Source organism: Microbacterium sp. H6 (assembly GCF_003314775.1).
GTDB lineage: Bacteria > Actinomycetota > Actinomycetes > Actinomycetales > Microbacteriaceae > Microbacterium > Microbacterium oxydans.
In genome coordinates, this window is the sequence record NZ_QOAY01000262.1 from 2,605 (window position 1) to 11,884 (window position 9,280).

The 9,280-nt window shown below is 68.6% G+C and carries 11 protein-coding genes; 6 read left to right on the top strand and 5 right to left on the bottom strand.

From position 1 onward, the window contains the following. Positions 1–1,260 (top strand): D-arabinono-1,4-lactone oxidase (locus DSP71_RS16955; protein ID WP_258546511.1); only part of this gene is annotated, 1,260 nt, incomplete at its 5' end. Between the two features lie 88 nt (positions 1,261–1,348). Further along, positions 1,349–1,915, top strand: a complete 567-nt coding sequence (locus DSP71_RS16960; protein ID WP_046749632.1) for a LemA family protein — start codon at positions 1,349–1,351, stop codon at positions 1,913–1,915. Positions 1,916–1,954: 39 nt separating this feature from the next. Here the strand turns inward: DSP71_RS16960 and DSP71_RS16965 are convergent, their stop codons facing one another. Both DSP71_RS16965 and DSP71_RS16970 read right to left on the bottom strand, forming a co-directional pair. Further along, positions 1,955–2,887, bottom strand: a complete 933-nt coding sequence (locus DSP71_RS16965) for a hypothetical protein (protein ID WP_147251349.1) — start codon at positions 2,885–2,887, stop codon at positions 1,955–1,957. Further along, positions 2,884–4,149: a winged helix-turn-helix domain-containing protein gene (locus tag DSP71_RS16970; RefSeq protein WP_113681685.1), complete on the bottom strand. Its 1,266-nt coding sequence runs from the start codon at positions 4,147–4,149 to the stop codon at positions 2,884–2,886. The genes DSP71_RS16965 and DSP71_RS16970 overlap by 4 nt, the downstream gene beginning before the upstream one ends. 87 nt (positions 4,150–4,236) lie before the next feature. On the opposite strand from DSP71_RS16970, the gene DSP71_RS16975 reads away from it, so the two are divergent. Both DSP71_RS16975 and ilvA read left to right on the top strand, forming a co-directional pair. Further along, positions 4,237–5,433: an AI-2E family transporter gene (locus DSP71_RS16975; protein ID WP_046749629.1), complete on the top strand. Its 1,197-nt coding sequence runs from the start codon at positions 4,237–4,239 to the stop codon at positions 5,431–5,433. Next, entirely contained in the window at positions 5,430–6,659 is a 1,230-nt protein-coding gene (gene ilvA / locus DSP71_RS16980; protein ID WP_046749628.1) for a threonine ammonia-lyase, read from the top strand. Before DSP71_RS16975 ends, ilvA begins: the two co-directional genes overlap by 4 nt. A 70-nt stretch (positions 6,660–6,729) precedes the next feature. Here ilvA and greA read toward each other — a convergent pair whose 3' ends face one another. Both greA and DSP71_RS16990 read right to left on the bottom strand, forming a co-directional pair. Next, a complete protein-coding gene (greA, locus tag DSP71_RS16985) occupies positions 6,730–7,218 on the bottom strand; it encodes a transcription elongation factor GreA (protein ID WP_045262727.1) in 489 nt (162 codons plus the stop codon). A 97-nt stretch (positions 7,219–7,315) separates the two neighbouring features. Next, positions 7,316–7,702, bottom strand: a complete 387-nt coding sequence (locus DSP71_RS16990) for a DUF4307 domain-containing protein (RefSeq protein ID WP_046749627.1) — start codon at positions 7,700–7,702, stop codon at positions 7,316–7,318. 67 nt (positions 7,703–7,769) lie between these two features. Between DSP71_RS16990 and DSP71_RS16995 the strand changes: the two genes are divergently transcribed. Then, entirely contained in the window at positions 7,770–8,063 is a 294-nt protein-coding gene (locus DSP71_RS16995) for a hypothetical protein (protein WP_113681658.1), read from the top strand. Between the two features lie 7 nt (positions 8,064–8,070). Here the strand turns inward: DSP71_RS16995 and DSP71_RS17000 are convergent, their stop codons facing one another. Continuing rightward, the gene (locus DSP71_RS17000; RefSeq protein WP_113681659.1) at positions 8,071–8,802 is read right to left on the bottom strand and encodes a hemolysin III family protein; all 732 of its coding nucleotides are present in this window, start codon (positions 8,800–8,802) and stop codon (positions 8,071–8,073) included. A 97-nt stretch (positions 8,803–8,899) separates the two neighbouring features. Between DSP71_RS17000 and DSP71_RS24160 the strand changes: the two genes are divergently transcribed. Next, a partial coding sequence (locus tag DSP71_RS24160) for an undecaprenyl diphosphate synthase family protein (protein ID WP_258546518.1) occupies positions 8,900–9,280 on the top strand: 381 nt, incomplete at its 3' end.

Below are 9,280 nucleotides of genomic sequence, written 5' to 3' on the forward strand. Positions count from 1 at the left end.
CCGGTGCGCGTGGAGCGGCCGCGCAGCCCGGAGGGCGTGCAGCGCGCGGTGATCGCCGCGGTCAAGCACGGACTGCCCGTGAAGGCGGTGGGGGCCGGTCACAGCTTCACCGGCATCGCCATCGCTCCTGGTGTGCTGCTCGAGCTCGACGACCTGCAGGGCCTCGTCTCCGCCGACGCCGAGACCGGCCGGGTGACTCTGCTCGCCGGAACGCGGCTGCACCGCATCCCCGGGCTCCTGGCGCCGTACGGGCTCGCGATGGAGAACCTCGGCGACATCGATCGCCAGTCCATCGCCGGAGCGATCTCCACAGGCACCCACGGTACGGGAGCCGGATACGGCGGCCTCGCCACCCAGGTCGTCGGCGTCACGATGGTCACCGCCGCTGGCGAGTTCCTGCGGATCGACGAGGAGCACGAGAGCGAGCTCCTGCCTGCGGTGGCACTGGGACTCGGCGCCCTCGGCATCATCGTCGAGGTGACGCTGCAATGCGTGCCCGCGTTCGTGATGCACGCCATCGACGAGCCGGTCGCCCTGGACGAAGTGCTCGCCACCCTCGACGAGCGCGTCGCCTCATCCGACCACTTCGAGTTCTACTGGTTCCCGCACACCGACGTCGCCCTGACGAAGCGCCAGGCGCGTCTCCCGGAAGCGACGGTCCGCAAGCCGCTCCCTGTGGTCGGGCGATGGATCGACGAGACGGTGCTCTCGAACGGCGTCTACCGCGTCGTGTGCGCAGCCGGCCAGGTCGTCCCGGCGATCACGCCATCGTTCAGCCGGCTCGCGGTCAAGCTCACCGGCGATCGCGAGTACACCGAGCTGTCGCACCGCGTGCTCATCCAGAGCCGGACCGTGCGCTTCCGGGAGATGGAGTATGCGATCCCGGCCGAGAACGTCGTGGCGGCGTTCCAGGCAGTCAGGGCTCTCATCGACCGGCGCGGGTGGCGGATCGAGTTCCCGATCGAAGTGCGTTTCGCCGCAGCCGACGATCGCTGGCTCTCCACCGCTCACGGGCGCGACAGTGCGTACATCGCCGTGCATCGATACTGGCGAGCCGACCCCACGGAGTACTTCGGAGCGGTGGAGGAGATCATGCACGGGTTCGGCGGACGTCCGCACTGGGGCAAGCTCCACACGCTGACCGCGGAGACGCTCCGGGAGCGGTATCCGCGCTTCGACGACTTCATCGCACTGCGCGACCGGCTCGACCCGGAACGTCGGTTCGGCAACCGCTATCTCGAACGGGTGCTCGGCAGCTGAATCGACGGCGGCGGACGCCGCGTACGCCCAGTCCACGTGCAGGCTGCGCGTCTAGGATGAGAGAAACACGAGGAAGGGTGGGCCTCTGATGGAATGGCTCGTGCCGGTACTGATCGTTGTCGGAGTGATCCTGCTCGTCGGCATCTATCTGTGGGCCACGTACAACTCGCTGGTGCAGCTGAATGTGCGCGTCGACGAGGCGTGGAGCGGCATCACCGTGCAGCTCAAGCGACGAGCCGACCTCATCCCCAACCTCATCGAGACGGTGAAGGGCTACGCCTCGCACGAGAAGGCGGTCTTCGAGAACGTCACCCGTGCGCGTGCCGAGACGCTGTCGGCGGGAGGGCCCGGAGAAGCCGGTATCGCCGAGGGGCACCTGCAGCAGGCTCTGCGCAGCCTGTTCGCGGTCGCTGAGGCGTATCCGCAGCTGCAGGCGAGCACCAACTTCCTCCAGGTGCAGCAGGCCCTGGTCGACACCGAGGACAAGATCCAGGCGGCGCGCCGGTTCTACAACGGCGGCGTGCGCGAGCTCAACACCAAGATCAAGGTCTTCCCCAACAACCTGTTCGCCAAGGGGCTGGGGTTCACCGAGCGCGAGTTCTTCGAGGTCGCCGACAGCAGCGCCATCTCGGAGCCTCCGCGCGTGCAGTTCTGACGCGTGCACTTCTGACGCACGGTTCGGCGACGGCGTTCGTCACCACGGTGAGAGCACGAGGTCGTCGGCGGTGAAGGACACGTCGCCGCGAAGCGTCCAGGAGTCCGTGCGGTACGTCGTCGTCCGTCCGGCGCCGTCTGCGCCGGTCCCCGTCACGGTGACGACCAGCACCCCGCCGTCCGCGGTGAAGCCTGCCGGGGTGAGAGTGACGGCGGGAGCCTCCTCGACCCGGTAGCGGAACCCGTCGACATCACGGAACTCCGTTCCCCAGGGGATGCGCAGTCCGCAACCGTCCGGCGTGTCGGTCCCGGGGACGGTGCACGCTTCGACGATGTCGTCCACGTGGTCTTGGGCGACCGCCGTCGCCTCCGGGCGCAGCGTGGCATCGACCACGGTCGTGACCTCGACGGCAGGCATGACCGTCACAGCGCTCTCGCCTTCGAGCAGCGTCGCCGGCATCGCAGAGACCGTGTACAGCGCGGGGAGGAGAGCGACCGCTTCGCCCGTGGGGACAGCGGTGGTGCCGATCGCGACGGAAGCACCGATGGTCGAGTCGAGGGTCACCCTGCCGAGCCCCGAGGAGTCGACACGCCAGCGGCCGTCGACCATGTCGAGCGCGAGCACTGCGTCGTGGGCATCTCCATCGAGCTCGAACGACACCTCCGCCGCCGCCGCCGACGTGCTGCCGTTGCTGTGTCGCACGCGCGTGACCTCGGCGTCTCGCACCAGCGCGCTCGCGGCGTCGAAGGCGTCGAGTGCGGCCTCCGTGACCACGATCCCGGTGGCCCGCACGGTGTCGGCATCGCCGGACTCCAGGGCTTGCAGGTACTCGAGTGCCGCTTCCTCCGGGGTGGTCGACCGCGCGGAGGATTGCCAGATCCACACCCCCGCGGCGAGGAGGACGACGACGACCGCGGCGCCGCTGATCACCCAGCGCCGCCGCACTCTGCTCCTGCGGGACTCCTTGTTCATGCGGGACTCTCTCGGGGATGCAGATGGCGGCGCACGGCCGGACCTGTTCCCGTGCCCGCGGCCAGGGCGGTGTGAAGCGCCGCCGTGGCGTCACCCCAACCGGACACCGAGATGTGCTCCAGACCCTGCCAGGCGGCGGCGAGTGCGAGTTCCCGAGCGATCGGCTCCGCGTCGCCGGGACGCGCCTGCGGCTCCCACCACGCGGATTGCACCTGCAGAGTCGATGTGGTCCGATCGGCCTTGAGGTCCACCCGTGCGACGATGCGGTCGCCGACGAGCACAGGCAGGGAGTAGTAGCCGAATCGCCGCTTCTCGGCCGGCACGTAGATCTCGATGCGATAGTCGAGGTCGAATGCACGGAGGGCCCGGTCCCGGAACCACACCACAGGGTCGAACGGCGTCAGGATCGCCGCCGTATCCACTCTGCGCGGCAGCACCGCATCCTGATGCCGCCAGGCGGGGAGCGGGCGCCCGCCACGTTCCCAACCCCGCACCTTCACCGGGATCAGCTCACCCGAATCCACGAGCTGGGCGATCGAGCGGGCGACTGCGGCGCGGTCGCGAATGCGGTAGTAGTCGGCGAGATCCGACTGTGTGGCGACGCCACTCGATCGCGCCGCGCGCCGGCTCAGCTCGAGGATGGACTCGGCGCGGGACACCTCCCGTGAGCGGATGGTGTCGGGAATGACATGCTCCGCCAGCGCGTACGTGCGCTCGAATCCGCGACGCCCGCTGATCGCGACGTCACCGGTGCGCCACAGGTGCTCGAGCGCGAGTTTCACATCGTCCCAGTCCCACCAGGTGCCGCGCTCCCGCGGTGCGTCTTCGCGGAGGTCGGCCGGTCGCAGCGGACCGCGCGCACGCAGCTCGTCCGTCACCCACTGCACGGTGCGGGCGTTGCTGCTCATCCACGAGTCCTCGCCCGCCCAGCGTCGGCGGAAGTCGTCCATGCGGAAGCGCCACAACGGCCAGTCCTCGACAGGGATGAAAGTGGCCTCGTGGGCGAGGTACTCGACGTAGTGCGTCGTGCGGGAGAGGAAGATGCGGTCGAGCAGCGCGGGGTCGTACGCGCCGAGCCGTGAGAACAGCGGGAGGTAGTGCGATCGCGCGAACACGTTCACGGAGTCGATCTGCAGGACTCCGAGCCGGTCCATGACCCGGTGCACGTGCCGCCCCGCGACCGTCGCCGGTCGTGCTCGGGTGAATCCCTGAGCGGCCAGCGCGATGCGACGTGCCTGGGTCGAGCTGAGGGTGTCTGTCACCTCGCCAGGGTAGCGCCGCGCGCCGACATCGCTCCGCGCTCGGAAAGATGCGTTCGAGGGCATACGGCATGACCTTAGACTTGGGCGATGAGCGACGACCAGCGACCCCGGCTGCGTGATCTCTTCCGTCCGCGCCCGGTCTCCACCGACCGCACCGTGACGACCGAGGCCGACGAGACCGTGCCCCTGCCGTTGCGGATCACCGCGAGCTACGCCTGGCGGCTGCTGATCATCGCCGCTGCGATCGGCGTCTTCATCTGGCTCGTGATGCTGCTCAAGCTCCTGGTCATCCCCCTCATGGTCGGCATCCTCATCACGGCGCTGCTGTGGCCCGCGTTCTCGTGGATGCTGCGACGCGGCCTCCCGCGATGGCTGGCGATCGCCATCTCGCTCATCGGGACGGCCGCCATCGTCACCGGGCTGATGTGGCTCGTCGTCTGGCAGGTGCGCGCACAGCTTCCCGACGTGCAGGAGCGGTCGACCGAGGCGTTCGATCAGTTCCAGGTGTGGCTGCACGACGGGCCGCTGAATCTCTCGGACACCCAGATCGCCGACTACCTCCAGCAGGGTCTCGACCTCATCAGCGAGCAGGCACAGGTGCTCTGGACGGGCGCACTCGCGATCGGCACGACCGTCGGCCACGTCGCCACGGGCGCCCTGCTCGCACTCTTCATCCTCATCTGCCTGCTGGCCGATGGAGCCGGGATCTGGCGCTGGACCCTCAAGATCTTCCCGCGTCGCGCCCGTCCGGCCGTCGACGGCGCCGCCCGCAACGGTTGGACGACGATCGTCAACTACGCGCGCACGCAGCTTTTCGTGGCCACCATCGATGCGATCGGCATCGGCCTCGGCGCCTTCCTGCTGCAGGTTCCGCTCGCGCTCCCTGTGGCGGTTCTCGTGTTCCTGGGCTCCTTCATCCCGATCGTCGGTGCCGTGGTGACCGGCGCGGTCGCCGTCTTCCTCGCCCTCGTCTACAACGGGCCGTGGATCGCTCTGTGGATGCTCGTCGTGGTGCTGGCGGTCCAGCAGATCGAGGGACACATCCTGCAGCCGATCATGATGGGTTCCGCGGTCAAGGTGCACCCGCTCGCCGTCGTGCTCGTCGTGGCCGGAGGAGCGATGATCGCCGGAATCCCCGGCGCCCTGTTCGCGGTCCCGTTGGCGGCGTTCGTCAACGTCGCCGCCGTGACCATCAGCTCGGGTTCCTGGCGCACCGGCGTCGGACCGAGCGGAGATCTGATCTGGAGCACAGTTCCGCGCGAGCGGAGACGGAGGAATCGATGAGCGCAGTCCCCAGCCTGACCGAGTTCGAGCATGCCGCTCAGAGTCTGGCTGAGGTGATCTCGCACACTCCATCGCTGCCGTCGCGGGCCCTCTCCGACATCCTCGGGGCACCCGTCCTGCTCAAGATGGAGAATCTCCAGCGCACGGGCTCCTTCAAGATCCGCGGGGCGGCCTACCGGCTGTCCAAGCTGAGCGCCGAGGAGCGCGCCAGGGGAGTGGTCGCGGCCTCCGCCGGCAACCATGCCCAGGGGGTTGCCCTCGCCGCCCAAGCGCTCGGGATCCCCGCGACGATCTTCATGCCCCTGGGTGTGCCGGTGCCGAAGCTGCTCGCCACTCGCGGCTACGGAGCGGAAGTGGTGCTGGAGGGGGAGACGGTGGCGACATCGCTGCGTCTCGCCGCCGAGTTCTCCGAGCGCACCGGCGCGGTGCTGATCCACCCGTTCGATCACCGCGACGTCGTGATCGGGCAGGGCACGCTCGGGCTCGAGCTCCTGGAGGATGCGCCCGAGGTCGACACCGTCGTGCTCGGCATCGGCGGTGGAGGTCTCATCGCCGGGGTCGCCGCAGCTGTCAAGGCCCGTGCCGCCGAGCTCGGACGCTCGGTCAGGATCATCGGCGTGCAGGCGGAGAACGCCGCCGCCGTGCCGCCATCGCTCGAGGCGGGAGAGCCCGTCGACATCGTAACGAGGCCGACCATCGCCGACGGCATCCTGGTCGCGCGCCCCGGTGCGATCCCGTTCGACATCATCAAGGACCTCGTCGACGAGGTGGTCACGGTCTCCGACGATGATCTGGCGCGAGCCATCCTCATCCTCCTCGAGCAGGCGAAGGTCGTGGTCGAGCCCGCGGGCGCCGCGGGCGTCGCAGCCATCCTCGCCGGCAAGGTCACCGCGACGGGGACCACCATGGCCGTGCTGTCAGGTGGGAACATCGACCCGCTCCTGCTGCAGCGGGTCGTCTCGCACGGACTCGCCGCGTCCGGTCGATACCTCACGATCCGCATCCCGCTGCCCGACCGGCCCGGCCAGCTCGCCCGCGTGTCCGAGCTGATCGCGGAGGCCGGAGCGAACGTGATCGAGGCCATGCACACACGTCACGGACACGGGCTGCAGATCAGCGAGGTGATCCTCGAACTCAGCGTCGAGACCCGCGGTCCCGAGCACTCCGAGCACACGCTCGACACTCTGCGTCTGGCCGGCTTCGAGCCGATCCTCGTCCCGGATTGAGCACGACCGATCGCGCATACGGAAGCGCCCCCTCGTCCGAGCGGAGGAGGGGGCGCTTCCGTATGGCGTCTCAGCCGGTGTAGGTCTCGACGTTCACGATCTCGACGCTGATGTCGCGACCGTTGGGAGCCTCGTAGGACGACTTCTCGCCGACCTTGAGGCCGAGGATGGCCTGGCCGAGGGGGCTGGCCTCGCTGTACACGTCGAGGTCGCTGCCTGCGGCGATCTCGCGGCTGCCGAGGAGGAAGACCTCTTCGCCGCCGGCGACGAGGGCCGTGACGACGGTTCCGGGCTCGACGATCCCGCGGCTGGCGGGAGCCTCGCCCACCTTGGCGGTCTTGAGCAGACCCTCCAGAGTGCGGATGCGGGCCTCCTGCTTGCCCTGCTCGTCCTTCGCGGCGTGGTACCCGCCGTTCTCCTTGAGGTCGCCCTCTTCGCGGGCCGCCTCGATGCGCTTGGCGATCTCGTCGCGGCCGACAGTGGACAGGTGCTCCAGCTCGGCGACGAGCCGGTCGTACGCTTCCTGCGTGAGGAAGGGAACCTGAGCATCGGTGGACATGACGAAGCTCCTTCTTTCGGGATCCCTCCGGCATGCTGCGGGGGATATGCCAAGACGCCCCGGCACGGTGCCGGGGCGTCGTCTGTCTGGCACGAGTCTAGGCGACCCAGCAGGCGTTCACCAAACCTGTCGTGGCTTCCGCGACGGTCGGGATGGTGACCGAACGCGCCTGCGAGTGGCTATCTCCTGCTTCGATCTCGACGATCTTCCAGCCGACGACGCCGAACTCCTCGTCCAGCGCTTCGACGGCGCACACGACGTTCTTGCCCTGCACTCCGGTGACCTGGAAGGTGATGTTCACCGAGTGCTCGTCGACGAGTTCGAAGCCCAGATCGTCGGCGTCGACGGACGCCATCGACTGAGCGACGGTCATCCAGCCGAACGCGCCGAGCAGGATCACGGCGACCGCGCCGCCGACGATCCAGGGCGTGCGCCGCCGTCGGGTTCGGCCATAGCGTTCGTCGAGGTCTCGTGCGGTCGTCACAGGGGAGTCTTCCGGTCGTTAGGCTGGTGTTACCAGGTTATGCGACCTGCGTACGAAAGGCCGATTCATGTTCTCTCTGTCCGAGACCCCGATGCCGACGCCGAGCATGACCGTCGATCCGGTGTCGGTCACCCCGGGGTTCGTGGGCTTCGCCGCGATCGTCGTGGTCGTGATCGCGGTCATCCTCTTGATCTGGGACATGAACCGTCGTATCCGCCGTGTCCGCTACCGCGAAGAGGTGCGCGACGAGCTGGATGCCGAAGAGGCGGCGCGTCACACCGACGGCACGGCCGCCCCCGGAGCGGAGCCGTCGACCTCGGACCGGCCCGACGCTCCCGGAGACGACTCGCCCACGCGCTGACCGTGCGTCACGGCGCACCCAGCGAGGGAGAAAGCGGCGCCAGCGCGATCAGCAGGCACGCCGTCCAGTGGCACAGGAACGCGAGAACCGTGCACACGTGGAAGATCTCGTGGAACCCGAAATGGCCCGGCCAGGGGTTCGGCTTCTTGAGCGCGTAGACGATCGCGCCGCCCGTGTAGAGCAGACCGCCGACGATCACCAGCACCATCATCGCGGCGTTCGCGTTCATCAGATCGACGATGTACATCACGGCGGCCCAGCCCAGCAGCAGGTAGAGGGCCACGTAGAGCCAACGCGGCGCATTGATCCAGAAGACGCGGAAGAGGATGCCGACGAGGGTGCCGCCCCACACCAGGCAGAGCAGCAGGATGCCCTTCTGCGGTGGCAGCGCCAGCACGGCCAGAGGCGTATAGGTACCGGCGATGAGCAGCAGGATGTTGGCGTGGTCGATGCGCTTGAGCATCACCTTCACCTTCGGACTCCAGTCGATGCGGTGGTAGAGCGCGGAGTTGCCGAAGAGGAGCAGCGACGTGAGCATGAACACAGCGGAGGCCCACTTCGCCGCGGCTCCCTCGGCCACGACGATCAGGACGATTCCGGCGACCACGGCGACCGGGAAGGTGCCGGCGTGGATCCACCCTCGCCAGGTCGGTTTCACGTCGGTGGCCGCATCCGCGGCGGCTGCGTCCAGAAGGGGCAGCTGAGGGACGTCGGGACCGGAGTGCTCGGGAGTGCTCACGTGCTCACTCTAGGCGGCCCCGCATACCGCTCACGGCACATATATCCAGCGTTCCCACACGGTGCGGACGGCCGCGGCACGGTAGCGTAGGTGGGTGATTCCACGCGAGAGCCCGGTACGCGGGCCGCTGTACCGGCTCTACACGAGTCGGCTGCGTCGTCACCTCGATCCGGCTCGTGTGCCGCACCACGTCGCGATGATGATCGACGGCAATCGCCGTTGGGCCCGTCAGCTCGGGCTGGACACGCCCGCGGAGGGACACCGGGCGGGTGCGGCGAAGATGCGCGAGTTCCTGGAGTGGTGCGACGAGCTCGGTGTGCGGGTCGTCTCGCTCTACCTCCTCTCGAGCGACAATCTGAGGAAGCGGGATTCCGCGGAGCTCGCCGACCTCATCGAGATCATCGCGGAGCTGGCGGAGGCGCTGTCCCTGGAGGGGAACTGGCGGGTGAAGCACGTCGGCCGCTCCGACATCCTCCCC

Excerpts from the sequence above, each read along its gene's own strand:
- DSP71_RS16960 (WP_046749632.1), top strand. The coding sequence starts at position 1,349 with ATGGAATGGCTCGTGCCGGTACTGATCGTTGTCGGAGTGATCCTGCTC.
- DSP71_RS16965 (WP_147251349.1), bottom strand. The coding sequence starts at position 2,887 with ATGAACAAGGAGTCCCGCAGGAGCAGAGTGCGGCGGCGCTGGGTGATC.
- DSP71_RS16975 (WP_046749629.1), top strand. The coding sequence starts at position 4,237 with ATGAGCGACGACCAGCGACCCCGGCTGCGTGATCTCTTCCGTCCGCGC.
- ilvA (WP_046749628.1), top strand. The coding sequence starts at position 5,430 with ATGAGCGCAGTCCCCAGCCTGACCGAGTTCGAGCATGCCGCTCAGAGT.
- greA (WP_045262727.1), bottom strand. The coding sequence starts at position 7,218 with ATGTCCACCGATGCTCAGGTTCCCTTCCTCACGCAGGAAGCGTACGAC.
- DSP71_RS16995 (WP_113681658.1), top strand. The coding sequence starts at position 7,770 with ATGTTCTCTCTGTCCGAGACCCCGATGCCGACGCCGAGCATGACCGTC.